The 25647-nt window shown below is 69.6% G+C and carries 28 protein-coding genes, 1 other RNA gene, 1 pseudogene and 1 riboswitch; of the genes and pseudogenes, 15 read left to right on the top strand and 15 right to left on the bottom strand.

Going from position 1 to position 25647, the window contains the following annotated elements; genetic code table 11:
* Nucleotides 1–18: 18 nt before the first annotated feature.
* Nucleotides 19–1335, top strand: a complete 1317-nt coding sequence (locus C3Y15_RS07570) for a sulfate adenylyltransferase subunit 1 (protein ID WP_059460515.1) — start codon at nucleotides 19–21, stop codon at nucleotides 1333–1335.
* Nucleotides 1336–1412: 77 nt separating this feature from the next.
* A complete protein-coding gene (gene cobA / locus C3Y15_RS07565) occupies nucleotides 1413–2162 on the top strand; it encodes a uroporphyrinogen-III C-methyltransferase (RefSeq protein WP_011885740.1) in 750 nt (249 codons plus the stop codon).
* Nucleotides 2163–2241: 79 nt separating this feature from the next.
* On the opposite strand, the gene C3Y15_RS07560 is transcribed toward cobA, so the two are convergent.
* Genes C3Y15_RS07560 through lptF form a run of 3 tightly spaced genes read right to left on the bottom strand, consistent with a single transcriptional unit; the run spans nucleotide 2242 to nucleotide 4894 of the window.
* Nucleotides 2242–2625: a CbiX/SirB N-terminal domain-containing protein gene (locus C3Y15_RS07560; RefSeq protein ID WP_011885739.1), complete on the bottom strand. Its 384-nt coding sequence runs from the start codon at nucleotides 2623–2625 to the stop codon at nucleotides 2242–2244.
* A 25-nt stretch (nucleotides 2626–2650) separates the two neighbouring features.
* On the bottom strand, nucleotides 2651–3799 hold the full coding sequence (gene lptG, locus C3Y15_RS07555; RefSeq protein WP_011885738.1) for an LPS export ABC transporter permease LptG: 1149 nt from the start codon (nucleotides 3797–3799) through the stop codon (nucleotides 2651–2653).
* A gap of 3 nt (nucleotides 3800–3802) precedes the next feature.
* The gene (lptF, locus tag C3Y15_RS07550; RefSeq protein WP_011885737.1) at nucleotides 3803–4894 is read right to left on the bottom strand and encodes an LPS export ABC transporter permease LptF; all 1092 of its coding nucleotides are present in this window, start codon (nucleotides 4892–4894) and stop codon (nucleotides 3803–3805) included.
* A gap of 122 nt (nucleotides 4895–5016) precedes the next feature.
* Here lptF and C3Y15_RS07545 point away from each other — a divergent pair, with 122 nt between their 5' ends.
* Genes C3Y15_RS07545 through C3Y15_RS07535 form a run of 3 tightly spaced genes read left to right on the top strand, consistent with a single transcriptional unit; the run spans nucleotide 5017 to nucleotide 7754 of the window.
* Nucleotides 5017–6528, top strand: a complete 1512-nt coding sequence (locus tag C3Y15_RS07545; RefSeq protein ID WP_011885736.1) for a leucyl aminopeptidase — start codon at nucleotides 5017–5019, stop codon at nucleotides 6526–6528.
* Nucleotides 6529–6562: 34 nt separating this feature from the next.
* Nucleotides 6563–6979 carry a DNA polymerase III subunit chi gene (locus tag C3Y15_RS07540; protein WP_011885735.1) on the top strand — a complete coding sequence of 139 codons (417 nt, stop codon included), beginning with the start codon at nucleotides 6563–6565 and terminating at the stop codon, nucleotides 6977–6979.
* A 25-nt stretch (nucleotides 6980–7004) separates the two neighbouring features.
* Nucleotides 7005–7754: a DUF2486 family protein gene (locus C3Y15_RS07535; RefSeq protein WP_011885734.1), complete on the top strand. Its 750-nt coding sequence runs from the start codon at nucleotides 7005–7007 to the stop codon at nucleotides 7752–7754.
* 145 nt (nucleotides 7755–7899) lie between these two features.
* Here the strand turns inward: C3Y15_RS07535 and C3Y15_RS07530 are convergent, their stop codons facing one another.
* Nucleotides 7900–8229, bottom strand: coding sequence for a c-type cytochrome (locus C3Y15_RS07530; RefSeq protein WP_011885733.1), 330 nt, complete (start codon nucleotides 8227–8229; stop codon nucleotides 7900–7902).
* A gap of 188 nt (nucleotides 8230–8417) precedes the next feature.
* On the opposite strand from C3Y15_RS07530, the pseudogene C3Y15_RS32190 reads away from it, so the two are divergent.
* Nucleotides 8418–8788 (top strand): annotated as a pseudogene (locus C3Y15_RS32190) (LysR family transcriptional regulator); the annotation flags it as partial.
* Between the two features lie 88 nt (nucleotides 8789–8876).
* Nucleotides 8877–9767: a prolipoprotein diacylglyceryl transferase gene (gene lgt, locus C3Y15_RS07520; RefSeq protein WP_034192612.1), complete on the top strand. Its 891-nt coding sequence runs from the start codon at nucleotides 8877–8879 to the stop codon at nucleotides 9765–9767.
* A 138-nt stretch (nucleotides 9768–9905) separates the two neighbouring features.
* Here the strand turns inward: lgt and C3Y15_RS07515 are convergent, their stop codons facing one another.
* The 5 genes from C3Y15_RS07515 to C3Y15_RS07495 all read right to left on the bottom strand — a co-directional run bounded on the left by C3Y15_RS07515 (nucleotide 9906) and on the right by C3Y15_RS07495 (nucleotide 12294).
* A complete protein-coding gene (locus C3Y15_RS07515; RefSeq protein ID WP_011885732.1) occupies nucleotides 9906–10646 on the bottom strand; it encodes an SIMPL domain-containing protein in 741 nt (246 codons plus the stop codon).
* A 180-nt stretch (nucleotides 10647–10826) separates the two neighbouring features.
* Entirely contained in the window at nucleotides 10827–11288 is a 462-nt protein-coding gene (locus tag C3Y15_RS07510) for an EVE domain-containing protein (protein ID WP_059460516.1), read from the bottom strand.
* A 70-nt stretch (nucleotides 11289–11358) separates the two neighbouring features.
* Nucleotides 11359–11540, bottom strand: a non-coding RNA gene (gene ssrS / locus C3Y15_RS07505) — 6S RNA.
* Between the two features lie 92 nt (nucleotides 11541–11632).
* A complete protein-coding gene (locus C3Y15_RS07500; protein ID WP_011885730.1) occupies nucleotides 11633–11947 on the bottom strand; it encodes a cell division protein ZapA in 315 nt (104 codons plus the stop codon).
* Nucleotides 11944–12294, bottom strand: coding sequence for a hypothetical protein (locus C3Y15_RS07495; protein WP_046425691.1), 351 nt, complete (start codon nucleotides 12292–12294; stop codon nucleotides 11944–11946). Before C3Y15_RS07495 ends, C3Y15_RS07500 begins: the two co-directional genes overlap by 4 nt.
* Nucleotides 12295–12459: 165 nt before the next feature.
* Nucleotides 12460–12715: riboswitch (cobalamin riboswitch) on the top strand.
* Nucleotides 12716–13185: 470 nt separating this feature from the next.
* On the opposite strand from C3Y15_RS07495, the gene C3Y15_RS07490 reads away from it, so the two are divergent.
* Genes C3Y15_RS07490 through cobC form a run of 5 tightly spaced genes read left to right on the top strand, consistent with a single transcriptional unit; the run spans nucleotide 13186 to nucleotide 17433 of the window.
* Nucleotides 13186–14193: an iron ABC transporter permease gene (locus C3Y15_RS07490; RefSeq protein ID WP_224056644.1), complete on the top strand. Its 1008-nt coding sequence runs from the start codon at nucleotides 13186–13188 to the stop codon at nucleotides 14191–14193.
* On the top strand, nucleotides 14190–14987 hold the full coding sequence (locus tag C3Y15_RS07485) for an ABC transporter ATP-binding protein (protein WP_011885727.1): 798 nt from the start codon (nucleotides 14190–14192) through the stop codon (nucleotides 14985–14987). Before C3Y15_RS07490 ends, C3Y15_RS07485 begins: the two co-directional genes overlap by 4 nt.
* Nucleotides 14988–15042: 55 nt before the next feature.
* Nucleotides 15043–16098, top strand: coding sequence for a nicotinate-nucleotide--dimethylbenzimidazole phosphoribosyltransferase (gene cobT / locus C3Y15_RS07480; protein ID WP_011885726.1), 1056 nt, complete (start codon nucleotides 15043–15045; stop codon nucleotides 16096–16098).
* Between the two features lie 13 nt (nucleotides 16099–16111).
* The gene (locus C3Y15_RS07475) at nucleotides 16112–16864 is read left to right on the top strand and encodes an adenosylcobinamide-GDP ribazoletransferase (RefSeq protein WP_224056643.1); all 753 of its coding nucleotides are present in this window, start codon (nucleotides 16112–16114) and stop codon (nucleotides 16862–16864) included.
* A complete protein-coding gene (cobC, locus tag C3Y15_RS07470; RefSeq protein ID WP_011885724.1) occupies nucleotides 16849–17433 on the top strand; it encodes an alpha-ribazole phosphatase in 585 nt (194 codons plus the stop codon). Before C3Y15_RS07475 ends, cobC begins: the two co-directional genes overlap by 16 nt.
* A gap of 45 nt (nucleotides 17434–17478) precedes the next feature.
* Here cobC and C3Y15_RS07465 read toward each other — a convergent pair whose 3' ends face one another.
* From C3Y15_RS07465 to cobU, 4 genes are read right to left on the bottom strand one after another with little or no spacing between them, the layout of a single operon-like run.
* Entirely contained in the window at nucleotides 17479–18390 is a 912-nt protein-coding gene (locus C3Y15_RS07465; RefSeq protein WP_069246391.1) for a cobalamin-binding protein, read from the bottom strand.
* Complete coding sequence (gene cobD / locus C3Y15_RS07460; protein WP_124259765.1) at nucleotides 18387–19406, bottom strand: threonine-phosphate decarboxylase CobD; 1020 nt, start codon at nucleotides 19404–19406, stop codon at nucleotides 18387–18389. The genes C3Y15_RS07465 and cobD overlap by 4 nt, the downstream gene beginning before the upstream one ends.
* Nucleotides 19399–20343 (bottom strand): adenosylcobinamide-phosphate synthase CbiB, encoded by a 945-nt coding sequence (cbiB, locus tag C3Y15_RS07455; protein WP_045578872.1) that lies wholly within the window; start codon nucleotides 20341–20343, stop codon nucleotides 19399–19401. The genes cobD and cbiB overlap by 8 nt, the downstream gene beginning before the upstream one ends.
* A complete protein-coding gene (gene cobU / locus C3Y15_RS07450; RefSeq protein WP_059668399.1) occupies nucleotides 20337–20897 on the bottom strand; it encodes a bifunctional adenosylcobinamide kinase/adenosylcobinamide-phosphate guanylyltransferase in 561 nt (186 codons plus the stop codon). The genes cbiB and cobU overlap by 7 nt, the downstream gene beginning before the upstream one ends.
* A gap of 93 nt (nucleotides 20898–20990) precedes the next feature.
* Between cobU and C3Y15_RS07445 the strand changes: the two genes are divergently transcribed.
* The 3 genes from C3Y15_RS07445 to C3Y15_RS07435 all read left to right on the top strand — a co-directional run bounded on the left by C3Y15_RS07445 (nucleotide 20991) and on the right by C3Y15_RS07435 (nucleotide 23996).
* Entirely contained in the window at nucleotides 20991–22490 is a 1500-nt protein-coding gene (locus tag C3Y15_RS07445) for a cobyric acid synthase (RefSeq protein ID WP_060044848.1), read from the top strand.
* 282 nt (nucleotides 22491–22772) lie between these two features.
* Nucleotides 22773–23174, top strand: a complete 402-nt coding sequence (locus C3Y15_RS07440; RefSeq protein WP_014723466.1) for a DoxX family protein — start codon at nucleotides 22773–22775, stop codon at nucleotides 23172–23174.
* Between the two features lie 162 nt (nucleotides 23175–23336).
* Nucleotides 23337–23996 (top strand): ParA family protein, encoded by a 660-nt coding sequence (locus C3Y15_RS07435; protein WP_011885717.1) that lies wholly within the window; start codon nucleotides 23337–23339, stop codon nucleotides 23994–23996.
* 192 nt (nucleotides 23997–24188) lie between these two features.
* On the opposite strand, the gene panD is transcribed toward C3Y15_RS07435, so the two are convergent.
* Nucleotides 24189–24575: an aspartate 1-decarboxylase gene (gene panD / locus C3Y15_RS07430; RefSeq protein WP_011885716.1), complete on the bottom strand. Its 387-nt coding sequence runs from the start codon at nucleotides 24573–24575 to the stop codon at nucleotides 24189–24191.
* Between the two features lie 36 nt (nucleotides 24576–24611).
* Nucleotides 24612–25451 carry a pantoate--beta-alanine ligase gene (gene panC / locus C3Y15_RS07425; RefSeq protein ID WP_011885715.1) on the bottom strand — a complete coding sequence of 280 codons (840 nt, stop codon included), beginning with the start codon at nucleotides 25449–25451 and terminating at the stop codon, nucleotides 24612–24614.
* Nucleotides 25452–25647: the final 196 nt, after the last annotated feature.

Here is a 25647-nt window from a genome sequence, read left to right as displayed (position 1 = left end):
CACGAGGACATTCACATCATGAGCATCATCGAGAACACCGAAGACCTCGGCGTGCTGCGTTTCATCACCGCGGGCAGCGTCGACGACGGCAAGAGCACGCTGATCGGCCGCCTGCTTTACGACAGCAAGGCCGTGCTGTCGGACCAGCTGTCCGCGCTGTCGCGCGCGAAGAACAAGCGCACGGTCGGCGACGAGCTCGACCTCGCGCTGCTGACCGACGGGCTCGAGGCCGAGCGCGAGCAGGGCATCACGATCGACGTCGCGTACCGCTATTTCGCGACCGCGAAGCGCAAGTTCATCATCGCCGACACGCCGGGCCACGAGCAGTACACGCGCAACATGGTGACGGGCGCGTCGACCGCACACGCGGCGATCATCCTGGTCGACGCGACGCGCGTGACGATCGAGAACGGCGTCGCGCAGCTGCTGCCGCAGACGAAACGCCACAGCGCGATCGTCAAGCTGCTGGCGCTGCAGCACGTGATCGTCGCGATCAACAAGATGGACCTGGTCGACTACAGCGAAGCGCGCTTCAACGAGATCCGCGACGCGTACGTCGCGCTCGCGAAGCAGCTCGGCCTGACCGACGTGCGCTTCGTGCCGGTGTCGGCGCTCAAGGGCGACAACATCGTCGGCGCGAGCGAGCGCATGCCGTGGTACGCGGGCGAGCCGCTGCTCGACGTGCTCGAATCGCTGCCGGTCGAGACGCAGGCGCATGACGCGCTGCGCTTCCCGGTGCAGTGGGTCGCGCGCCAGGACGGCAGCTCGGCCGACGATTTCCGCGGCTACATGGGCCGGATCGAATCGGGCGAGGTGAAGGTCGGCGACGAGATCGTCGTGCTGCCGTCGAACCGCACCGCGACGATCGCCGAGATCATCGCGCCGGTGCCGGGCGGCACCGCGGCAGTCCCGTACGCGTTCGCGGGCCAGACGGTCACGATCCGCCTCGGCGAAGACGTCGACGTGTCGCGCGGCGACATGTTCGTGACGGCGGCCGAGCCGGTCGTACCGGCGAAGAAGCTCGACGCGGACCTGTGCTGGTTCGACGAGACGCCGCTGTCGCCGCAGCGCAAGTACCTGCTGAAGCAGACCACCAGCACGGTGTTCGCGAAGATCGGCGCGGTCAACGAGGTGCTCGACGTGCATACGCTGTCGCACGCGACCGACCGTCAGGAACTGAAGATGAACGACATCGGCCGCGTCGCACTGACGCTGCAGAAGCCGATCGTCTGCGACACCTACGACGCGCATCCGGGCACGGGCGCGTTCGTGCTGATCGACGAGGCGACGCATCACACGGTCGCCGCCGGCATGATCCGCGCCTTCTCGGCGTAACGGGCACTGCGGGGCACCGCGCGCCGCCTCTGCGGCGGCGCGCGAGCCGCCATGGCACGACTAGCGAAGCGACAAACATGGGCAAGGTGTATCTGATCGGAGCGGGGCCGGGCGCCGCGGACCTCATCACGGTGCGCGGCGCGCGGCTGCTCGAGCAAGCCGACGTCGTGCTGCACGACGCGCTCGTCGAGCCGGCGATGCTCGACTACGCGCCGAACGCGCGCCGCATCGCGGTGGGCAAGCGCTGCGGCCAGCGTTCGACCGCGCAGCACTTCATCAACAAGCAGATCGTCGATGCGGCGCGCGAGCATGCGTGCGTGGTGCGTCTGAAGGGCGGCGACCCGATGCTGTTCGGTCGCGCCGAAGAGGAAATGCGCGCGCTCGAGGCAGCCGGCATCGACTACGAGGTCGTGCCGGGCATCACCGCGGCGCTGGCCGGCGCGGCGACGCTGAAGCGCTCGCTGACGCTGCGCGGCGTGTCGCGCAGCGTCGCGTTCGCGACGCACAGCCGCGCGCCCGGCAGCGACGAGATCCGCGAGGCCGCGCGCGCCGATTCGATCGTCTACTACATGGGGCGCGACAGCGCGCCGGGCATCGCGCAGCAGCTGATCGACGCGGGCCGCGCCCCGGCGACGCCGGTGGCGATCGTCGAGGCATGCAGCACCGCGCGCGAACGCACGCTGACGCTGACGCTCGCGCAGATGGCCGCGGGCGACGCGCAGTCGTGGCTCGATCCGGCCGAACCGAGCCTGCTGATGATCGGCGACGCGTTCGCCGAACGCGCCGCGCGCGCGAACGAGGGTGATGCGTTGCGCAACGCCGCCTGAATCGACCTGGCGTCCGGGCAAAAAAAAGCGCTGGCTTCGATGAAGCCAGCGCTTTTTTGTTTGGATGCCGCCGATTCGGCTACGCGTCGCGGCCGATCTGATCGATGCAGTAGCGCGCGATCGCGTCGAGCACGCCGTCGTCCTCGCCGACGGCCGTCGCGCAGCGGATGTCGAGGTGCGGATGCGCGGCGCGGCACGCGTCGATCAGCTGCGGCAGGTCGCGCCGCACGTGGCCGCCTTGGCCGAAGAACACGGGCACCACGGTGATCCGCGTACATCCCGCCGCGACCTGCGCGGCGACGGCCGCGTCGAGCGACGGCGTCATCAGTTCGAGGAACGCGAGCGACACGTGAGCGGCCGGTTCGCCGGCGCCGCGCAACCGCGCGGCGAGCCGTTCGAACGGCTCGGCCCAGCGCGGATCGCGCGCGCCGTGACCGAACAGGACGATGCCGTGCGAACTCATGTCGTGATCTCCATCGTGGCGGCGCTCAGTGCCGGTCGACCCACTTCAGCGCGAACAGGCCGAGCGCGAGATAGATGAGGCCCGGCGTTGCCGCGGTGAGCGGCGCGGGCCACGTGTTCAGCGTGCCGATGTGCGAGAACAGCGTGTTGAGCAGCTGGAAGCTCATGCCGAGCATGATGCCGCCGAACACCTTCACGCCCACCACGCCGGCGCGCGTATGCAGGTACGCGAACGGCAGCGACAGCACTAGCATCACGAACACCGCGAACGGGTAGAGCAGCTTGCGCCACAACGCGATGTCGTAGCGCTGCGTGTCCTGCTGGTTCTCGCGCAGATGCTGGATGTAGCGGAACAGGTTGATCAGCGACATCCGTTCGGGCGACACGAGCAGCACCGACAGGATCTGCGGCGTCAGATCGGAGCGCAGCCGGTATTCGGGCAGCGACACCTGCTGCGACCGGTACACCGGGTTCAGCGCGTCGGCCGGCTGACCGGCGATCGGCTTGATCGGCGTCAGTTCGGTTTCCGTCACGCCCTTGAGCAGCCAGTGGCCGGGCGGCTCGTAGCGGCCGGTCTGCGCGATCCGCACGTTCTGCAGCTGGAATTTCGAATCGAACTCGTAGATGCGCACGTTGCTGATCGTCGAATCCGGCGACAGGCTGCCGACGTTGACGAAGCGCGTGACCTGCTCGCCGTTCTCGCGCGCCGCGAGCGTGTCCTTCACCCACACGCCCGACTGGAAGTTCGACGACACCGATGCGCCGAGCGCCTGCAATCGCACCCGCTCCGACAACTGGTCGGCGTACGGGCCGACGAATTCGCCGATCAGATAGGTGATGATCACGAGCGGCACGCCGATCTTCAGCAGCGAGCGCAGCGCCTGGTTGGTCGCGAGGCCCGACACGCGGAAGATCGTGAATTCCGAGCTCGCGGCCATCTGCGCGAACACGTAGATCGCGCTGATCAGCGCGGCGACCGGGATGATCTCGTAGAAGCGCGACGGCGTCTGCAGCGCCACGCGCAGCACCGCGTAGCCGAACTTGTAATTGCCGTGGCCGACCGAGTTCAGTTCGCTGATCAGGTCGAAGAAGAAGAACAGCCCCGAGAACGCGAACAGGATGAAGACGAACGTGACGTAGATCTGTCGCGCGAAATACTTTTCATAGAGCCGCATCGATCATGCTCCCGAGCGGCCGAACAGCGCGCGTGTAAACAGCGGGCGATTGCGCACGCGCAACCAGAAGATCACCGCGACGATCGCCGCGACGGCCAGATGCAGCCCGACGAGCCCGACGCCGAACGACATCTTGCCCTGCTCGATCTGCGCCTGCACGACGTTCAGCAGGTTCGAGTAGGTGAGGTAGATCAGCACGGCCATCACGAGGTTGATCGTGCGGCTGCGGCGCGGGTTCTGGTACGACAGCGGAATGCCGAGCACCATCAGGTTGATCGCGATCAGCGGCAGCCCCGCACGCCATGCGAACTCGGCGAGGTTGTTGCGCGTCGGGTTGCTGAGCAGCTCCGGCGTCGGCGTGCTGTTGGTGGTCGGCACGTTGGTGACCGGCGTGCTCGTGATCTTCACGCCGTAACGCTGGAACTCCATGATCTTGAAGTTCGGCTGGCCCGGCGTGCCGTCGTAGCGGCGGCCGTCCTCCAGCACGACGAAGCGGTCGCCGTCGCGCGTCTCGGTATGGCCCGCGTGCGACACGACGACGTTGACCTTGCCGTTCTCCGTCGACGTGACGAACACGTTCTGGACCTTGCTCTGATCCGGCGACATTTTTTCGATGAAGAACACGCGATGGTTCGACGCCGATTCGCGGAACTGGCCCGGCGCGAGCAGCGAGATTTCGTCGCGCTGCTGGAAGCGCGCCTTGATCATCTTGCTCTGCTGGTTCGACCACGGCCAGCCGACGAACGCGAAGAACGCGATCAGCAGGATGATCGGCGTCGCGAACACGCCGATCGGCTTGATCAGGCGCGTGAGGCTGACGCCCGACGCGAGCCAGACGACCATTTCGGAGTCCCGGTACCACCGGGTCAGCACGAACAGGATCGACACGAACAGCGTGACGACGAGCATCACCGCGAGATAGCCGATCACGGTCAGGCCGATCAGCACGAGCACGTCCCGCGGATCGATTTCGCCGGACGCGGCGTAGCCGACGATGCGGATCATCATCGTCGTGAGCATGATCGTGAGCAGCACCATGAACACGGCGCCAGCCGTATACGCAAGCTCGCGCTGGAGGGAGCGTTCGAAGATCATTCTTGATGAGAAGAGGGCGGGAGGCTGCGCACGCGTGGTGGAGCGCTCGCGCCGCCACGGGAAAAATAGCGGATAATTGCGGCTTTCATCCTTAGCCCAGATTTTATCCGAGGACAAGCGCGATGGACTTTAGCATAAAAGGCTGTGATTGGAGCAAAGGCGAGGCCAAGGGGTTCCTGACCGGGAAGTCCGATTGCATCGTACTCGGCATCTTCGAGGCGCAAACTCTTTCGGGCGCGGCGCTCGACATCGATACGGCCACCAAGGGGCTGATCTCGCGCGTGGTGAAGGCCGGCGACATGGACGGCAAGCGCGGCAAGACGCTGTTCCTGCCGGAGGTCTCGGGGATCGGCGCATCGCGCGTGCTGCTGGTCGGTCTCGGCAAGCAGGATGCTTTCAATCAGAAAGCCTATAACGATGCGGCTACGGCCGCATGGCGCGCGCTGCTGGCGACCAAGGTCGGGCAGGTCACGTTCACGCTCGCGCAGCTGCCGGTCGACGAGCGCGGCTCCGACTGGGGCGTGCGCGCCGCGATTCTCGCGCTGCGCAACGAAACGTACCGCTTCACGCAGATGAAGAGCAAGCCGGAGCCGGCGTCGCACGCGCTCAAGCGCGTCGTGTTCAGCGTCGATCCGTCCGACGAAAAGGCGGCGAAGCTCGCGGCGAAGCAGGCCGTCGCGCTGGCCAACGGGATGGACCTCACGCGCGATCTGGGCAACCTGCCGGGCAACGTGTGCACGCCGACCTATCTCGGCAACACCGCGAAGAAGCTCGCGAAGGATTGGGGCCTGAAGGCCGAGGTGCTCGGGCTCAAGCAGATCCAGGCGCTGAAGATGGGCTCGTTCCTGTCGGTCGCGCGCGCATCCGTCGAGCCGCCGCAGTTCATCGTGCTGCACTACCAGGGCGCCGCGGCGAAGGCCGCGCCGGTCGTGCTGGTGGGCAAGGGCATCACGTTCGACACCGGCGGCATCTCGCTGAAGCCGGGCGAAGGCATGGACGAGATGAAGTACGACATGTGCGGCGCCGGTTCGGTGCTCGGCACGATGCGTGCGGTCGCCGAAATGGGCCTGAAGATCAACGTCGTCGCGATCGTGCCGACCTGCGAGAACATGCCGGGCGGCAACGCGACGAAGCCGGGCGACATCGTCACGAGCATGAAGGGCCTGACGATCGAAGTGCTGAACACCGACGCCGAAGGCCGTCTGATCCTGTGCGACGCGCTCACCTATGCGGAGCGCTTCAAGCCGGCCGCGGTGATCGACGTGGCGACCCTCACGGGCGCGTGCGTGATCGCGCTCGGCGGCCACAACAGCGGCCTGTTCTCGAAGGACGATGCGCTCGCGGGCGAACTGCTCGACGCATCGCGCGAAGCGAACGATGCGGCGTGGCGCATGCCGCTCGACGACGAATACCAGGATCAGCTGAAGTCGAATTTCGCCGATATCGCGAACATCGGCGGCCGGCCGGCCGGCGCCGTGACGGCGGCGTGCTTCCTGTCGCGCTTCACCGAAAGCTACCCGTGGGCGCACCTGGACATCGCCGGCACCGCATGGAAGAGCGGCGCGGCGAAGGGCGCGACGGGCCGTCCGGTGCCGTTGCTCGCGCAATTCCTGATCGACCGCGCCGGGCAGTGATGGCCGGTCACACGACGATGCGGGCGAGCGGGCAATGACGCGAATCGATTTCCATTCAAACGTCGGCGATTCGCTCGCGTATGCATGCCGGCTGCTGCGCAAGGCCTATCAGGCCGGGCAGCCGGTCGTCGTGCTCGCCGAAGCCGCGCGCCTGCGCGCGCTCGACGAGCGGTTGTGGACCTTTTCGCCGCTCGACTTCATCCCGCACTGCAGCGTGGACAGCCCGCACGCGGCCGCCACGCCGATTCTGCTCACCGCCGATCTCGACCAGGCGCCGCATCATCAGGTGCTGCTGAACCTCGGCGCGACGGTGCCCGCGCAGTTCGCGCGCTTCGAGCGCCTGCTCGAAGTGGTCGGCAACGCGCCCGACGAGCTGGCTGCGGGCCGCGACCGCTACCGCTTCTACCGCGATCGCGGATACGCGCTGAACAATTACAAGCAGGGCAGCTAGCCGAAACCGGCGACGGAGCGTTCCCGTGACACAAGCCGAACCATTCTCGATCCCGACGCTGACCGACGTGCTGGTGCCCGGCAAGCCGGTGCCGGCCGCGCCGTCAGTGGGCGACGCACGATCGCGCGACGATGCCGACATTCCGGTGCTGAACGACATGATTGCGCGCGGCCGAACGGCAGCGTTCGACGCGCTCGATCACGACACGGTGGGCACCGAGGCGGTGATCGTCGAGCCGGTGCCGACGCCGTATCTGCCGACCGTCGAGCTGCCCGGCGACAGCGATGCGCCGGCGCAACCGGCCGCGGCCGGGCACGTGGTGGCCGAGGAAGCGGCCGCCACGCCGGCGCCGCTGCGCTCGGTCCTGGCGGACGATGCGCCGTCGCAGCCCGAGCTCGCCGCGGCGCCGCTCGACGACGCGACACTGCCGCAGGCACTCGTGCCGGCTGCGGCCGCTGCCGCGGCGCTCGCGGATCGACCGGCCGACGCGTCGCCGCCGCCGCTGGGCGCGCCCGCCGCCGCGGCGGCGCTGACGCCCGAGGACGCGCAGCATATCGCCGAGCGTTTGCGCGACCGGCTCACGAACTATTTGACCGGTGCCGGGCGCGACGCGATCGAGGCGCGCTGTCGCGACGCGCTGCACGACCACACGGCCTGGCTGGTCGGCCAGATCACGCGCGAAGTGGCGCTTGCGTTGGAAACCGAAGTGATGGAATGGGTGCGTGACGCGGTCGACGAAGAGATCGATCGTCGCCGCGCCGGTCATTCGGGCTGAGAGGCCGGCACGCGGCGTGTGTAGTCGTTTCGGGTAACGCGCTGCGCGGCTAGGATGACGCGCGCGGCCTGCTGCGCGGCGGCGTGCCGGAGCGGCCCGCGTCGCACGACGCCGCCGCGCGCGCCGGGTTGTGCCCGGAATTGCGTTAACGCAGCGACAGCACCCATTGCGCGAGCGTGTGCGCTTCGGCGCTCGTGAGCTGCGTATTGGCGGGCATCGGCACGCCGCTCCACACACCGACGCTGCCCTTCACGATCGACTGCGCGAGGTAGTCGGCCGCATCGGCGCGCGCCGCGTACTTGCCGGCGATGTCGCGGAACGACGGACCCATCAGTGGCTTGTTGACCGCGTGGCACGCCATGCAGTTCTTGCGTTGCGCGAGTGCGAGCCCGTCGCCGGCCGGCTCGGCGTGCGCCGCCGCTGCGCCGGCCGCCAACAGCGCCGCGAGCAGCGCGGCGGATATCGTCTGTTTCATGCAGTCCTCCGCCGGCGCGAACGGCCGGCTTCACGGTCCGCGCATTATAAGAGCAAAGGGAACGCGCGTTTTGCGCGTTTCCCGAGTCGGGGCGCGCTACGCGGTCGCAGGTGCGGTGCGCTGTATCGTGACGGTAGTCGCGCTGCGGTATGGCGGGCGAGGTGGCCGTGATGGCGAGGTCGGTGGGCGCGGCGCCTGCCGCTGACGCTGATGAAGCCGAAGCCGAAGGGCCAGTGCGCTCGACCGACCTCGCCGCGTCGCGACGCGTGATCTCCCGGCTTCGTTTGGCACCCGGCTTTTATGACATCATTACGGCCTGCTACGGTGCAGCCGGGCAAACCCGCCGATCGACCCGCAGGCGATTCAGATGCAGACGATCGTCAGCCTCGTGTCGGCCGGCCTGGATGTCGCACGGATGCCGCAGTCGCTGCGTAACCTGCGGCGCACCGGCGTGCTCGACGCGCCGGTCGTCGACGCGCGGCTCGTGTGGTGCACCGGTGACGTCGGCGCGGTGCTCGCCCGCTTCGTCGATGTCACGCGTGCACGGAGTCGCCGCGCGATGCGAACGATGGCGCGTCGGCGCCGTCCAACGCGCGGTGCGTGCCCTGTGCGAGCCGTACCGCATTCGAAAACTTCATCGCGAACTCATGATCATTCACCCGAATTTCGACCCCGTAGCGATCCATCTCGGCCCGCTGGCCGTGCGCTGGTACGGCCTCATGTATCTCGTCGGCTTCATCGCGGCGATCGTCGTCGGCCGGGTCCGCCTGAAGCTGCCGCACGTCGCGGCGCAGGGCTGGACCGCGAAGGACATCGACGACATGATGTTCTACGGCGTGCTCGGCACCGTGCTCGGCGGCCGGCTCGGCTACGTGCTGTTCTACAAGGCCGACTTCTACCTGTCGCACCCGCTCGACATATTCAAGGTATGGGAAGGCGGGATGTCGTTTCACGGCGGCTTTCTCGGCGTGACGCTCGCGATGATCCTGTTCGCATGGCAGCGCAAGCGGCACTGGCTGCAAGTGACCGACTTCGTCGCGCCGATGGTGCCGACCGGGCTTGCGGCCGGGCGGCTCGGCAACTTCATCAACGGCGAGCTGTGGGGCCGCGTGACCGATCCGAGCGCGCCGTGGGCGATGCTGTTCCCGGGCGCGATGCGCGACGACGCCGCATGGCTGCCGAAGCACCCGGCGCTCGTCGAGAAGTGGCATCTCGCCGACGTGTTCATGCAGTACCAGATGCTGCCGCGCCATCCTTCGCAGCTCTATGAAATCGCGCTCGAAGGCGTCGTGCTGTTCTTCGTGCTGTTCTTCTTCTCGCGCAAGCCACGGCCGATGGGGGCGGTGTCGGCGCTGTTCCTGATCGGTTACGGCCTCGCGCGCTTCACCGTCGAGTTCGCCCGCGAGCCCGACGATTTCCTCGGCCTGCTCGCGCTCGGCCTGTCGATGGGGCAATGGCTGTCGCTGCCGATGATCGTCGCCGGCATCGCGATGCTGGTGTGGGCGTATCGTCGCCGTGGAGCGAATGCGGCTGCGTGACATGCATGCCGCGTGACGCCACGCCGACGGGCTCGCCACACGTGCTCGTCGCATGCAGATGCTCGAACGAAAAACGCCGGCCCGAGGGCCGGCGTTTTCGCATCTGCGCGGCGTTGCGCGCCGCGCGTTGCTTCGTGCTTACTTCATCTGCACCGAGCCGTTGACCGTGACCGACACGGTGGCCTTGCCGCCTTCGACGGAAATCGGTGCGCTCATCTTCGCGTTGTCCATCGGCGCCGCGGCCATCGCCATCATGCGCGGATACGGCTGCACGTTGCGGCTGCCGCCGACGTTCACGTCGCGGATCGAGTAGCTGCTGTAGCCGAACGCCTTCGCGGCTTCGTCCGCGCGTGTGCGGAACGACTTGATCGCTTCGGTCGTCAGCTTCTGCTCGGCCGCGCGCTGCGCTTCGGGCGACAGCGAGAATTCGACGTTCGCGATCTGCATCTGGTTCGACAGCTGGCCCGCGAGCTTCGACGCGGCCGCGAAGTCGCGCGACTCGAGCACGACTTCCGTGCGGCCGCGCCATGCGGAAATCTTGCCGTCGCGATCGGTGCTCGGATAGACGGAGAACGCACCGGTATGCGCGGTGACGCCCGACACGCCCTTCGCCTGCGCGAGCGCGGCGTCGGCGCGCTGGTTCAGCGTAGCCGTCAGGCTACCGGCGTCCTTGGCCTGCTGTTCGTAGAACAGCGTGATGTGGATGATGTCTTGCGGCACGTCGGCGCTCGCCTGCGACGACAGCGACAGCACGCCGGCCGGCTCCGGAAAATGCGGGTTGGCGGTTTGTGCGTGCGCGGCCGGCGACGCGAGCGTCAGCGCGACGGGCACGGCGGCGGCGAGCGCGAGCGACAGCGCGAGAGCGGATTTCTTGGTCATTGTTGGACTCCTTGTGCGAGAGCGCGCATGCGGATCGCGCGTGCGCGACGCGGGCGTACCGCGCGACGAAAAAACGGCCGTCGGCCCGTTCGGGCGACGGCCGTTGCTTAGGCTGCGCAAGCGCGCCGCGAGTTCCTCGACGGCCGCGCGTTCTGACCGGATTTGACCTTCGATGCGCGACTACTTCATCAGCCTTTCGGTGATGAAGCGCCATTCGGCGCGCGTGACCGGCGTGATCGACAGCCGGTTGCCGCGCGCGAGCACGCGCATGTCGGCGAGCTCGTCGTGTTCGCGCAGCGCGGCGAGCGGCACGAGCGCCGACTTCTTCACGAAGCACACGTCGACGAGCAGCCAGCGCGGCGTTTCGTGCGTCGACTTCGGGTCGTAATACGGGCTCTTCGGATCGAACTGGGTCGGGTCGGGGTAGGGCGCCGATGCAACTTCGGCGAGGCCCGCGATGCCCGGTTCGGGGCAACTCGAGTGATAGAACAGCACGCCGTCGCCGATCTTCATCGTGTCGCGCATGAAGTTGCGCGCCTGATAGTTGCGCACGCCGGTCCATGGCAGCGAGCGCTGCGGTGCGTGTGCGAGATCGTCGATGCTTGCTTCGTCCGGTTCGGACTTCATCAGCCAGTATTGCATGGATCGTGATCGACGCAGAAAGGGCTGTTGCAAAAGGAAACGGCATCGGGACAAGCCCGATGCCGTTGAATAGGCCCCCGCCTTGGCCGCTAGGCCGGCATCCTGAACCTGGGGTTCAGAATTGGTCGCAGTTAGCAGCACATCGGGTACATCAGACAGAGTGACGCGCGCGCCCGTGCTACAAATTTCCGCAACCGTGCACATGGCATTGGTTCAAGGAATATATGACCTTGGCGAACCAGGCAGGGAAGCTGACTAAACTGTGTTTCGTTGCGCCAATTTGAACACCGTTGATCGCCGAGATCAAGGGGAATCGACACAACAATCAAACGTTACTGCGCTTGTTACTGCGTCTCGTGCTGTGCGAGCACAGCGCCGAGCTGTTCGTTCATCTGGTGCATTGTACGACGGATTTCCTCGGCCGGAAATGCTTCACCGTGCCGCACGCTCGTTTGCAGCCGCAGCAATTCGGACGCGAGCGACAGCGCGGCCATCACCGCGATGCGATCGGTGCCGCGCACCGAGCTGTTCGCGCGGATCTTCGACATTTCGGCATCGACGCGCGCGACGGCCTCGAGCAGTGCCGCTTCGGTCTCGGCCGAACAGGCGAGCCGATACGGCTGACCGAGAATCGAGACTTCGATCTGCTTGGTGCTCATGCATGTTCTCCGTGGCTGGCTGCGTCGTCGCTATCGGAGCGCGCCTGCCCATCCAGCAGGTCGAGCTGGTTGTCGGCTTGCTCCACGCTCTTCGTGCGCGGCAGCTTCTCGAGGATCGCGTTCAGTTTGACCTGGGCGTCGTCGATCTTTGCCGACAGCGTGTCGCGCTCGGCCGCAAGCGCATTGCGTTCTTCGCGCAGCTGCGCGAGTTCCGCACGGACCGTGTCCGCGTCCGCGCGCAATTGCGTGACCTGCTCCTCGAGCGCGAGCCGTTCCGAGTGATAGCGCTTGTTCAGCGAAATCAGACGGCCAATATTTTGAGATAAGGTTTCGAGTTCGTTGAGCATCTGCTGCGTCCTCTAAAGACCCAGCATTTTAGCGCGGAATACCCCGCTTTCCGACATCTGTAACGTTTCCAGTCGTAACACCCCGGCTTCTTGCCGCGAATATGCGCATCCGACGCATGCGCCGCGTGCGTGCCGACGCTTTCTTGACGCTCGCGCGGCCCGCTCCTAAACTGGCGCGGCCTCGGTGCTCGCGCGTGCGTCGCGCGGTTAAACGGGAAGCAGGGCGTGCGCTTCGCCAGGAGCTCGCCAACCTGCGCTGCCCCCGCAACGGTAAGCGGCCGCGTCGTACGACGCAGGCCGGCTCGGGCGCGTTTCGCATGCAGCTTGCGCATGCGGGCGCGGGCCACTGCGCGCGATGCGCGCGGGAAGGCGAGCCGGCACGCCGTCAGCCCGGATACCGGCCGAGACGAGGAGCCCGTCGGGCTTCATGACGCGCGCGCTGCGGGGAAGCAGGGTGCGCAGCGCTTCACGGGAACTGTCTTCGATGCCGACCCCAATCATTCGCACGACGCTGCGCATGCCGCCGCGTGCCGTGTGCCGCCGTCACGTTGCGTGCGGCCAGTGCGGCTGCGCCGGGCTCGGCGAGTTCGGCGAGTGCGGCGGCCTCGCACGCGAGCGCGATGCCGCACGACCGGCAAGCGCGCGAGGCGCGAGCGTGCGCGCGACGCCGTGCGCGCGGACCGGCCGTTCGATGGATCTCGACCGTCACGGGCCGGCGTCGCCGAAGTGCGGCGCAGCAACTCGCCGTACGGGGGCCGGCAACCTGCACATCGGTTCGACACGTCGCAGCGCGACGTCCGTTCGGCGTTCGCCTCGGCGCAACGCAATCTCCGTCATGCGTTCGTCTCACCGCAGCGCCACGCGCGTGCGCCGCTGCTCGACCTTCGTCGGATGCGGCGCATGAATGCCGCGCGTGCCGTCGCGATCTGGACCACGCTCGCCGGCGTGGTGGCGCTGCTGTTCGTCGCGTCGCTGTCGATCGGCAGTGTGCCGATGTCGCCGTGGCAGGCGCTCGCATCGCTCGTGTCGCACGGCGGCGACGCGCTGTTCGCCGACATCGTGCGCACGTTGCGCTTGCCGCGCGCGCTCGCGGGTTTCGCGTGCGGCGCGCTGCTCGCGCTGGCCGGCGCGCTGCTGCAGGTGCTGCTGCGCAACCCGCTCGCGGAACCGTACGTGCTCGGCGTGTCCGGCGGCGCGGCCGGCTTCGCGCTCGTCGCGATGATCGCCGGCGCCGCGTGGTGGCTCGTCGATGCGTGCGCGTTCGCGGGCGCGCTCGTGTCGGTCACGCTCGTGCTCGGCCTGGCGCGCCGCGAATTGCGGCGCGGCGACTCGCGCGATGCATCGCCGCGGCTGCTCCTTACCGGCGTCGTGATTGCGGCCGGGTGGGGCGCGCTCGTCACGCTGCTGCTGTCGCTCGCGCCCGACGCGCGGCTGCGCGGCATCATCTTCTGGCTGACCGGCGACCTGAGCGGCGTGAGCGCGCCGTGGTTCGCATGGGGCGCGTTGCTGCTCGCCGCCGCTGCGGCACTGCCGGCCGCGCCGCAGCTGAACGTGATGTTGCGCGGCGACGCGACCGCGCTGGCGCTCGGCGTGCCGGTCGCGCGCGTGCGCGTGCGCATTTACCTGGTCGCGTCACTGGCCGCCGCGGCCGCGGTGACGACGGCCGGCACGATCGGCTTCGTCGGCCTCGTCGTACCGCATGCGCTGCGGCTCGCGTTCGGCAACGACCAGCGCATGCTGCTGCCGGCCGCGATGCTCGCGGGCGGCGGCGGCGTGATGGCGGCCGACCTGCTCGCGCGCACCGCGATCGCGCCCGCGCAATTGCCGGTCGGCGTGATGACCGCATTGATCGGCGTCCCGGTGTTCCTGTGGATGCTGCTGAGGAGGCCGCCGCGATGACGCACGCTGCCGACGCGGATTGCACGGCGCTCGCGCTCACGCTCGAGGCCGGCGAGCGGACGCTGCTCGACGGCTTCACGCAGGCGTTCCGGCCGGGCGAGATCTGGTGCGTCGCCGGGCCGAACGGCGCCGGCAAGACGACGCTGCTCGCGACGCTCGCGGGTTTGCAGCAGCCGGCCGGCGGGCACGTCGAGTACGACGGCCGGCCGCTCGCGGCATGGCAGCCCGAGCAGCTCGCACGCCGCCGCGCGCTGATGCCGCAGCAACTGCACGACGCGTTCAGCGCGACGGTGTTCGATACGGTTTTGCTGAACCGTTTCCCCTATCTGGGCGGCTGGGGATGGGAGCGCGACGGCGACCGCGCCGCGGCGCGCGATGCGCTCGCGACGTTCGGGCTCGCCGCGCTCGCCTCGCGCGACGTACTGTCGCTGTCGGGCGGCGAGCGGCAGCGCGTCGCGCTGGCTGCGACGCTGTGTCAGGACGCGCCGCTGCTGCTGCTCGACGAACCGCTCGCGCATCTCGACCTGCATCACCAGATCGACGCGCTGACCGCGCTCACCGCGTGGGTCGACGCAGGCCCGCGCACGGTGCTGTTTTCGTGTCACGACCTGAATCTCGCGCGCCGCTTCGCGACTCACGCGCTGTTGCTCGACGGCCGCGGCCATGCGTGGGCGGGCCGCGTGCACGACGTGCTGACGCCTGCGCGCGCGAGCGATGCGTTCGGCTATCCGCTCGTGCTGATTCGCGAGAACGGCCGCGACGCGCTGCTGCCGGCGTGGCCCGAGCGACGATGATCCACCTTCCTTCTTTCGCACGCGGCACCGGCCGCGCCAACGAGGCACTTTCCCGATGACGAACCCGACCGACTTCCCGCCCGCGCTCGCGCCGCTCGACGCTACGCTGCGCGAGCGCCTGCAGCATGTGATCGATCACAAGACCAAGCCGCCCGGCAGTCTCGGCCAGCTCGAGGCGCTCGCGTTGCAGCTCGCGCTGATCCAGCGCACCGAGCGGCCGCAGGTGCAGCGTCCGGTCACGATCGTCTTCGCCGCCGACCACGGGATCGCGGCCGAGGGCGTGAGCCCGTATCCGCAATCGGTCACCGCGCAGATGGTCGCGAACTTCCTGGCCGGCGGCGCCGCGATCAACGCGTTCGCGGGCGTCGCGCAGAGCGTGCTGGAGATCGTCGACGCGGGCGTCGCGTCGCCGCTGCCGGCGTCGGAGCGGCTCGTGTCGCTGCCGATCGCGCGCGGTACGCGCAACTTCGCGCTCGAGCCCGCGATGACGCTCGACGAAGCGAACGCGGCGCTCGCCGCCGGCGCCGCGCGGGTCCGCCAGCACGCAGCGCTCGGCACGAACGTGATCGGCTTCGGCGAGATGGGGATCGCGAACACGTCGTCGGCCGCGTGCCTGATGAGCCGCCTGCTCGACGTGCCGATCGATGCGTGCGTCGGGCGCGGCACCGGCCTCGACGACCAGGGGCTCGCCCACAAGCGCGCGGTGCTCGGCCGCGCGCTCGCGCGGCATGCGCATGCGATCGCGCCGCTCGACGTGCTCGCCACGTTCGGCGGCTTCGAAATCGCGATGATGACCGGCGCGTATCTGGCCGCCGCGAGCGAGCGGATGACGATTCTCGTCGACGGGTTCATCGCGACGTCCGCGTTGCTCGTCGCGGAACGCATCGCGCCCGGCGTGCGCGACTACTGCGTGTTCTCGCACGCGTCGCACGAAGCTGGGCATCGGCGCATGCTCGAGCATTTCGGCGCGAAGCCGCTGCTCGCGCTCGACCTGCGGCTCGGCGAGGGCACGGGCGCCGCGCTCGCGCTGCCGCTGGTGCGCGCGGCCGCCGCGTTCCTGACCGAGATGGCGAGCTTCGAATCCGCAGGCGTCGACGATCGTGATGCGTGAGCGGGCACGCGGCATGCGCGCGGAACTGCGCTACTTCTTCGTCGCGCTCGGCTATTTCACGCGCGTGCCGGTGCCGCGCGCGATCGGCTACGCGGCCGGCGATCTCGATCAGGCGGCGCGCTACTTCCCGCTGGTCGGCGCATGCGTCGGCGCATGGGGCGCGCTGGTCTATCTGGCCGCGCTGCGCGTGCTGCCCGCGGCGATCGCGGTCGGGCTGTCGATGGCCGCGACCTTGCTCGCGACCGGCGCGTTCCACGAGGACGGGCTGGCCGACAGCTGCGACGCGTTCGGCGGCGGCTACACGCGTGACGACGTGCTGCGGATCATGCACGATTCGCGGATCGGCACGTTCGGCGCGGCGGCGCTCGTGATCGCGCTCGGCCTGAAATGGCAGGCGCTGGCCGCCATGCCGCCGCTGCGCGCCGCATGGACGATGATCGCCGCGCACGCGGCGAGCCGCGCGGCGGCGGTGAGCCTGCTGATGTCGCTCGACTACGTCCGCCCGGAAGGCAAGGCGAAGCCCGTCGCGCAACGCATGAGCGCGCGCGCGGCCTGCGCCGCCGCGGTGTTCGGGCTGCCGTGGCTGTTCTGGCCGGACTGGCGCGCGGGCGTCGCGGCGTTCATCGCGCTGGCGCTCGTGCGCGCGTGGGCCGCGCGCTACTTCGTGAAGCGGATCGGCGGTTATACGGGCGACTGCCTCGGCTTCGCGCAGCAGCTGAACGAACTGGCGATCTATCTCGTGGTGCTCGGATGGACGTCGTCCTGATTCGCCATCCGGCCGTCGGCGTCGAGCGCGGCGTCTGCTACGGGCGCAGCGACGTGCCGCTCGCGGAATCGGCGGACGCCGGTGCGCAGGCGGTGCGTGCGCGTCTCGCGGCGCTGGGCGCGCCGTTGCCGGAGCAGATCTGGACGAGCCCGCTCGCGCGCTGCGCGTCGGTCGCCGAACGGCTCGCACACGCAGTCGACGCGCCGTTGCGGCCGGACCCGCGCTGGCAGGAGATGGACTTCGGCGCGTGGGAGCTGCAGCGTTGGGACGACATCGACCGCGCCGCGCTCGATGCGTGGGCGGCCGATCTGCTGCATGCATGCGCGCACGGCGGCGAGAGCGTCGCGCAGTTCGCCGCGCGCGTCGCGCAGGTGGCGGCTGCGGTCGAGCAGGCGGGCGTCGCGCAATGGGCGCTCACGCATGCGGGCGTGATTCGCGCGTTCGCCGCGTACGCGTTGCGCGTGCCGCTCGACACGCTGCTCGCGCGACCGGTGCCGACGGGCGGGGTCGTGTGGCTGCGGATGAGCGAGGCGGCCGGTGCGTGGAAGATCGTCCACTGGGACGCGTAGACGCCGCGTGCCGATCTTGGACCGGCGATCGCTCGCGCGCCGCCCTCAATGCGCGGGCCGCCGTGCGCGGGCCGCGTCGAGATCCGCGCACAGCGCGGCCGCGCCCTGCGCGATCCGCGGCGACGGCCGCGTCAGCAGATCGCCGTCGATCGCGAACAGGTTGTTGCGTGCAACGGCCGTCAGCGCGGGCCACGCACGCCAGCGCGCGAGGCTCGGCAGCGGCGCGTCCGAGCGCGTCGCGCCGGCGCTCGTCGTCACGATCGCTTCCGGATTCGCGGCGAGCACGGCCTCGTCGGTGACGGTCGGTGCGAGCGGCTCGAGCGCGGCGAACACGTTGCGGCCGCCGCACAGCGCAATGACGTCGTTGAACAGGTGCGCGCCGTTGAGCGTGGTCAGCGGCCGGTCCCATACCTGAAAGAACATCGTGACGGCCGGGCGCGCCGCGTAGCGTGCGCGCAGCGCCGCGATGTCGCGCGAGTACGCGGCCGCGGCCGCATCGGCGGCAGCGTTGGTGCCCAGCAGCGTGCCGAGCCGGTGCAGCGACGTCGCGACGTCGTCGAGATGCTTCGGCTCGCTGAAGAACAGCGGAATGTGCAACGCACGCAGCGCATCGGTCTGCCGCTCGGCGTTGCCGTGCCGCCAGACGACGATCAGGTCGGGTTTCAGCGCGGCGATCCGTTCGAGGTCGAGCGCCTTGTTGTCGCCGACGCGCGGCACCGCGCGCGCGGCGGGCGGATAGTCGCTGTACGTCACGGTGCCGACCAGCTTCGCGCCGCCGCCGGCCGCGTAGATCAGTTCGGTCGCGTGCGGCGCGAGGCTGATCACGCGTTGCGCGGGCGCCGGCAGCGTGACGGTATTGCCGGCGTCGTCGCGGGCCGTGACGTCGGCGCGCGCGATCGGTGCGAACGCAACGATCGCCGCGAGCGCGACTGGGACGCGCCACACGGCGGCGTTCACGCGGACACCCGGTGCAGCGTCGGCACGCACTGCGCGAGCGCATGCGCGAGGCGCTGCCATTGCGCGTCGTTGCCCGGCAGGCCGACGCGCACGCTCGGATGCGCGGCAAAGTACCGGGTCCAGATGCCTTGCGCGGCGAGCGCCTCGTGCAAGGCGGCCGCGCGCGGATCGTCGGTCCAGCTGAACAGCGGCGTCGCGCGCACCGCGAAGCCGTGTGCGCGCAGCAGCGCGGCGAGTCGTTCGCCGTCGGCCGTGAGCCGCGCGCGCGCGGCGGCCTGCCAGGCGCGATCGGCGAAGGCGGCCGTGACCGCGTGACGGGCGGGGCCGCTGACGGTCCACGCGCCGAGCATGTCGCCGAGCGCGGCGATCCGTTCCGGCTGCGCGAGCACGAAGCCCGCGCGGATCCCGGCGAGCCCGAAGAACTTGCCGACCGAGCGCAGCACCACGAGGCCGGGGCGATCGACGTGCGCGGCGAGCGACGGCGTCGCGCCCGTATCGGCGAACGCCTCGTCGACGATCAGCGTGCCGCCGCGCGCCGACAGCTGCGCATGCCAGCCCAGCAGTCGCTCGACCGGCACCGCGTCGGCGGTCGGATTGTTCGGGTTCCCGACGATCGCGTGCAGCAGCGTCGCGGGCAGGCGGTCGGCTTCGATGTCGAGCGCGACGATGCGATGGCCGTGACGCGAGAACGCTGGCGCATATTCGCCGTAGGCGAGCGCCGCGACGGCGGCGTCGCCGGGCGGCAACAGCGCGGGCAGCGCGCGGATCGCCGCCTGGCTGCCGGCGACCGGCAGCACGTGCGCGGCGTCGGGCGCGTGATAATAAGCGGCCGCGCGTGCGGCGAGCGCGTCGCCGTCGTCGGGCAGGCGGCGCCATGCGTCGGCGGGCACCGGCGGCACCGGATAGCCGACCGGATTGATGCCGGTCGACAGATCGAGCCACGCGTCGTACGGAATGCGATGGCGACGCGCGGCTTCGTGCAGGTTGCCGCCGTGCGTGATACGTGCGTCAGACATGATGGGTAGCGAGGATGAGCGCGCCGCTCGCGACCAGCAGCGCGAGCCACAGGGCGAGCGTACGCGTGACGAGCGACAGCGCGGCCGCGACGTGGATGGCCGACGCCGGCGCGCCGGTGCCGAGCATCGGGCGCTCCTCGAGCGCGCCGTGATAGACGGCCGGGCCGCCGAGCCGCACGTTCAGGCTGCCGGCGCCGGCAGCCATCACGGGCCCCGCGTTGGGGCTGTCCCAGTGGCGCGCCTGCGTGCGCCAGCAGCGCCATGCGGCGGCCGTGTCGCCGAGCAGCGCATAGCTCGCCGCCGTCAGTCGTGCGGGAATCCAGTTCAGCGCATCGTCGATGCGCGCGGCGGCCCAGCCGAAGGTCAGGAAGCGCGGCGTGCGGTAGCCCCACATCGCGTCGAGCGTGTTCGCGAGCCGGAACAGCAGCGCGCCCGGGCCGCCCGCGACGATGAACCAGAACAGCGCGCCGAAGATCGCGTCGTTGCCGTTCTCCAGCGCCGATTCGACGGCCGCGCGCGACAGCGCGCCTTCGTCGGCGTCGCTCGTGTCGCGCGAGACGATGCGAGCGGTCAGCGCGCGCGCGGCGGCGAGATCGTGCCGCAGCAACGCGGCGGCGATCGGCGCGACGTGCTCGCCGAGGCTCTTCGCGCCGAGCGCGAACCACAGCAGCGCGACGTGCAGCGCGGCCGCGAGCGGCCACGGCAGCACGCTCGCGAGCCACGCGGCGACGGCCACCGGCGGCAGCACGGCCGCGCCCCACGCGGCGACGCCCACGATGCGGCCGCGCCGGCCCGTGTTCAGCGCGGCCTCGATGCGCGCGGCGAGCCGGCCGAACGCCACGAGCGGATGCCAGCCGGCCGGTTCGCCGATCAGCCGATCGACCAAGGCGGCGGCGACCGCGAGCACGGCGACGACCGGCAGCGACAGCATCAGCATGACGACGCTCCGGCCTTGATCGTCAGCGGCAGCCCGGCGACCAGCAGCGTCACGCGCGTGGCGAGCGCGGCGATGCGCTGATTGAGCCGCCCGAGTTCGTCGACGTAGCGGCGGGTGACCGAGCCGAGCGGCACGACGCCGAGCCCGATTTCGTTGCTGACGACGATCACCTTCGCGCGCGTCTCGCACAAGGCGCGCTCGAGCCGCTCGACCTGCGCCGCGTACTGCGCGTCGTCGAGCGGTTCGCCGTCGAGCGGGCACAGCAGATTGGTGAGCCACAGCGTCAGGCAGTCGACGAGCACGCATGCGTGCGGATCGTCGAGCCGCGCGAGCGTGCCGGCGAGATCGACCGGCGCGGCGGCGAAGCCCCAGTCGGCCGGCCGGCGCGCGCGGTGATGGGCGATGCGGCGTTCGAATTCGGCGTCGTCGGCGCTTGGCGTCGCGGTCGCGACATAGGTGACGGGGCGGCCGCTGTCGGCGGCGAGACGCTCGGCGTGCGCGCTCTTGCCCGAACGCGCGCCGCCGAGGACGAAGGTGAGGTCGTGCGGAATCATCGCGTGATTGTAACGGCGCGCGCAGCACGACGCGGGCGATAATGCCCGCTTTGTGTCGCACGATTTTTCTTCCCGATCCCCACGATTCCCACGATGAACGCACCCGAACCGCCGCGCGGCACGTTGATGATCCAGGGCACGACCTCCGACGCGGGCAAGAGCACGCTGGTCGTGGGCCTGTGCCGTCTCGCGCGTCGCGCGGGCGCGCGCGTCGCGCCGTTCAAGCCGCAGAACATGGCGCTGAACAGCGCGGTGACGGCCGACGGCGGCGAGATCGGCCGCGCGCAGGCGCTGCAGGCGCTCGCGGCCGGCGTGGCGCCCCATACCGACTTCAACCCGGTGCTGCTGAAGCCGACCAGCGATCGCGGCGCGCAGGTGATCATCCACGGCGCCGCGCGGATGAACCTCGATGCGCGCGCGTATCACGACTACAAGCCGGTCGCGTTCGACGCGGTGCTCGAGTCGTATGCGCGTCTGCGCGACGGCTACGACACGGTGATCGTCGAAGGCGCCGGCAGCCCGGCCGAGATCAACCTGCGCGACGGCGACATCGCCAACATGGGGTTCGCCGAACGCGTCGATTGCCCGGTGGTGCTGGTGGCCGACATCGACCGCGGCGGCGTGTTCGCGCATCTGGTCGGCACGCTCGCGTGCCTGTCGGACAGCGAGCGTGCGCGCGTGCGCGGCTTCGTGATCAACCGCTTCCGCGGCGACATCGGACTGCTCGAGCCGGGGCTCGACTGGCTGCGCGCGCAGACGGGCAAGCCGGTGTTCGGCGTGCTGCCGTACCTGCACGGACTGCTGCTCGACGCCGAGGACATGCTGCCGCGGCAGGCGCGCAGCGCCGCCACGCGCGACGGCGCGGGCGTGCTGCGGGTGGTGGTGCCGGCGCTGCCGCGCATCAGCAACCATACGGATTTCGATCCGCTGCGTGCGCATCCGCAGGTCGAATTCACCTACTGGAAGAGCGGCCCGGTGCCGGCCGCCGATCTGCTGATCCTGCCCGGCTCGAAGAGCGTGCAGCGCGATCTCCAATGGCTGCGCGACGCGGGCTGGGACACGGTGATCCGCCGGCATCTGCGCTATGGCGGCAAGGTGATCGGCATCTGCGGCGGCATGCAGATGCTCGGCCGCACGCTCGACGATCCGCTCGGCCTGGAAGGCGCGCCGGGCAGCGTGCCGGGCCTCGGGTTGTTCGATTTCGACACGACGCTGCTGCCGCACAAGACGCTGAAGAACGTGACCGGCCAACTGGCGCTGCCCGGCGCGCCCGCCGTGCGCGGCTACGAGATCCACATGGGCGACACGCGCGGCCCCGCGCTCGCGGCGCCGGCGCTGCAGCTGGCGGCGGACGATGCAGCGGGCGGCAGCCGCGCCGACGGCGCGCTGTCCGCCGACGGCCAGCTCCTCGCCACCTACGTGCACGGCCTGTTCGACACGCCCGCTGCGTGCGCGGCACTGCTCGCATGGGCGGGGCTCGACGGCGGGGAGCGCATCGATTACCCGGCGCTGCGCGAGGCGTCGATCGAGCGGCTCGCCGATTCGTTCGCCGAGCACCTCGACCTGCGCGCGCTGTACGCGGAATTTCGCTGACGGGGCCGAGAGGGCGGGCGCCGCATGGTGCGTGCGTCCGCGTTCGGCTTGGCCGCGCGGGAGTTCGGTGCGGCGGGTGCCGCATGGTGCGACAGCGGCGGCGCGGAGGCCGTCGCGCGGCAGAGGGCACAAGGCATAACCGGCCCACGGCCCATGCATGCCCCTTTTTGCGGGTCAATTCGTTCCTGTTGAGAATCATTCAAAGCCATATCGCGCATTTATCGGTGAAATAGCTTCGAATAGAGTGCGATCCATCGTCATCCACTCACGAAGGAATCCGCCATGAACCCCACCCGTCTGCAAGATCTCGGCGCGACGCTGCTGCGTGTCGCGCTCGGCGTGCTGTATCTCGCGCACGTCGCACAGAAGGTGTTCGTCTTCACGCTGCCCGGCACCGCGCAGTTCTTCGCGTCGATCGGCCTGCCCGGCTGGCTCGCGTATCTGACGACGGCCGTCGAGCTGGCCGGCGGCCTCGCGCTGCTCGCGGGCGTGCGCGTACGGACTGCCGCGCTCGTGCTGCTGCCGTTCATGCTCGGCGCGGTGTGCGCGCATTTGCCGAACGGCTGGAGCTTCGCGTCGCCGCACGGCGGTTGGGAATATCCGGCGTTCTGGGCCGTCACGCTGGCCGTCCAGGCGCTGCTCGGCGGCGGCGCGTTCGCGCTCGGCGCGCCGCGCAGCGCGTAACCGCGTAACCGCGTAACCGCGTAACCGCGTAACCGCGCGCCGCCCGCGTCGGCTCCACCGGTTTCGGTGATGCCCCGTTTGCCGATATCATCGCTCCCTGTATCCGCAATCGAGCGGCGCCTGCCGGACGGTGGGCGCCGCGCGGCTTTTTCGGGGGAATTCATGACGGTCATCGTGGTGGCGAATCCGAAGGGCGGCGTCGGCAAGAGCACGCTGTCCACCAATCTTGCCGGCTATTTCGCGGCGCAGGGCGCGTGGGTCGCGCTCGCCGATCTCGACCGGCAGCAGTCGGCGCATGCGTGGCTCGATCTGCGGCCGGCCGGGCTGCCGCAGATCGAGGCGTGGAATCTCGACCCCGACGCGCCTTCGAAGCCGCCGCGCGGCCTCGAATATGCGGTCATCGACACGCCGGCCGGGCTGCACGGCAACCGGCTCGACGTCGCGCTGCGGCTGGCCGACAAGGTGATCGTGCCGCTGCAGCCGTCGATGTTCGATATTCTCGCGACCCAGCAGTTTCTGGAGCGCCTCGCGGGCGAGAAGGCCGTGCGCAAGGGCAGCGTCGAGGTCGGGATCGTCGGGATGCGGGTCGACGCGCGCACGCGCTCGTCCGACCAACTGCACCGTTTCGTCGAAGGGCTCGGGCTGCCGGTGCTCGGCTACGTGCGCGACACGCAGAACTACGTGCAGATCGCCGCGCACGGCCTGACGCTGTGGGACGTCGCCAGGAGCCGCGTCGAGAAGGATCTCGAACAGTGGCGGCCGATCGTCGAATGGGCCGAGCGCCGCGCGCCGAAAGCGGAGAAGGCCGCCCGCGCGTCGTGAGTCGACTGGCCGCTGCCGCGTCGGCGGCAGGCGGGCGTCACCCGCCTGCCGGCTCGTTCAGTGACGCTCAGCGAAGCTCGGCCGAATGACGAAGGGCCTGATCCGGCAGCGTGCCCGATCAGGCCCTTCGTGCCTCGGCGGCGCAGCGGCCGCCTCGGGCAAGCCGCTGCGACGTGCCGGCGGCCGTGCGCATCAGGTCCAGCTCTGTGTCGGGACGTGATCGCGGTGGCCCTTGATCTTGTTGCCTTCGTCGATGAACACGAGCTTGGGCTTCCAGCCGGCCTGCAGCTCGGCTTCATCGACCATCGCGAACGCCGCGATGATCACGAGGTCGCCGAGTTGCGCGCGACGCGCGGCCGAACCGTTCAGCGAAATCATCCCGCTGCCGCGCTCGCCCTTGATCGCGTAGGTCGAGAAGCGCTCGCCGTTGTTGATGTTCCAGATGTCGATCCGTTCGTTTTCGATCAGGCCGGCCGCTTCGAGCAGGTCTTCGTCGATCGCGCACGAGCCTTCGTAGTGCAGCTCGCAGTGCGTGACGGCCGCGCGGTGGATCTTCGATTTGAGCATATGGCGCTGCATGGTATCTCCGTGATGCGTGACAGGCGGCGCGGCCGGTCAGATTTCCAGGTTGTCGATGAGGCGCGTCGCGCCGAGTTTCGCGGCCGCGAGCACGACGAGCGGCTCGCCCGCCTCGAGCTCGGCGGCGCTCGGCGCGATCAGGTTCGCGCGGCGGCGGATCGCGATGTAGTCGGGCGCCCAGCCGCGTTCGGCTAGATGCGCGCGGGCGTGCTGCTCGAGCTTGCCGAGGTCGCGCTCGCCGCCCAGCACGCTTTCGCGCACGCGCTGCAGCGTTTTCACGAGCTCGGGCGCCTCGGTGCGTTCGTCGGCCGTCAAGTAGCGGTTGCGCGACGACAGCGCGAGGCCGTCTTCGTCGCGCACGGTCTCGGCCGCGATGATCTCGACCGGCAGCGCCAGCTGCTGGCACATGCGGCGCACGATCATCAACTGCTGATAGTCCTTCTTGCCGAACACGGCCACGCGTGGCTGCACGCACGACATCAGCTTCGTCACGACCGTGCATACGCCGGCGAAGAAGCCGGGCCGGAACTCGCCTTCGAGGATGCCGCCGAGGTCGTCGGGCGGCAGCACGCGATACTCCTGCGGCTCCGGATACATGTCGCGCTCGGTCGGCGCGAACAGCACGTAGACGTTTTCGTTCTGCAGCTTCTCGATATCGTCCTGCAGCGTGCGCGGATATTTGTCGAAATCCTCGTTCGGACCGAACTGCAGCCGGTTGACGAAGATGCTCGCCACGACCGGGTCGCCGTGCTGGCGCGCGAGGCGCATCAGCGACAGGTGACCTTCGTGCAGATTGCCCATCGTCGGCACGAACGCCGTGCGGTTCTGGCCGCGCAGCTGGTCGCGCAGTTCCTGGATCGAGCTGATGACTTTCATGATCGGGTAGCGGGTTCCTCGCGCATGCGCGCGTTGGCGCCGCAGCAGCGGCGTCGGGGTCGAAGCGGAGCACGCCGGTGCGCGGGCGGCGCATCGGGCGTCGGCGGATTGTAGAGGATTTGGCCGCCGCACGCACCGCAAAGAGAACGGTCGTTCACTTTTTATCCGGGCATGGCGCGGCGGCCAAATCCTCTAC

Origin of the sequence: Burkholderia sp. B10 (assembly GCF_004368385.1) — a bacterium.
In the GTDB taxonomy this organism is placed as follows: domain Bacteria; phylum Pseudomonadota; class Gammaproteobacteria; order Burkholderiales; family Burkholderiaceae; genus Burkholderia; species Burkholderia vietnamiensis.
The sequence above is the reverse complement of the archived record's forward strand: the minus strand, read 5'-3'. Positions and strand labels throughout refer to the sequence as shown.